This is a genomic window from Hansschlegelia beijingensis, assembly GCF_045505405.1.
In the GTDB taxonomy this organism is placed as follows: Bacteria; Pseudomonadota; Alphaproteobacteria; order Rhizobiales; family Methylopilaceae; genus Methylopila; species Methylopila beijingensis_A.
The window spans coordinates 1-581 of record NZ_JBJKEX010000709.1 but is presented as its reverse complement, the minus strand read 5'-3'; the positions used below and the strand labels follow the sequence as shown (position 1 = coordinate 581).

Below are 581 nucleotides of genomic sequence, written 5' to 3'. Positions count from 1 at the left end.
AGATCGCCGCCGCCCGACTGACCAAGGAGGCGCTGCGCGCCACGCCGCCCGATATGGTGAAGGGCGCCGAAAGCCGCCGCAGCGTCAGGTCTCCGCGTCCAAGCGGCGCCTCGAGAGCAGCCGCGATCCTGGCGCCGTCCAGCGCCAGCCCCGCCTCGACCTGCGGCTCGATCTGATCGATCGCCGCCGGGTCGAGCCTGCGGATCGTCCCGTCCCGCAAGGAGATGGAGCCGGCGCCTGCGAGCGAACTCACGATCGCGGCCAGCGAGCGGCCCGTCCCCTGCGCGTCGAGCTTCACGTCGACCGTTCCGGCGAGCGGCGAGGCGGCCGCCGGCAGGCCCAGCGCTCTCTCGGCCGAAGCTCCTGACAGCGCGGCCGCAAGAGTCGCCGTCGCGTCGGACCCTGCGCGGCTGATCCCGAGCGAGCCGGTCAGCCGGCCGCCGTCGAGGTTCGCCGCGTAAGTTTCGATCGTCATCGCATTCGGGCGAAGCGCGAGCGCGAAGCGGGCGCCGGTCGCCACATGACCCGCCGCCAGCGGCGTTTCGGCGGCGGCGACCGCGAGACGCCCGCTGAGCCCCTGG

General features: G+C 74.2%; 1 protein-coding gene. It reads right to left on the bottom strand.

Annotated elements, in window-relative coordinates; translation table 11 throughout:
* Positions 1 to 581, bottom strand: a 581-nt coding sequence (locus tag ACIKT0_RS19740) for an AsmA family protein (protein ID WP_407106942.1), incomplete at both ends; no start/stop codon positions are given.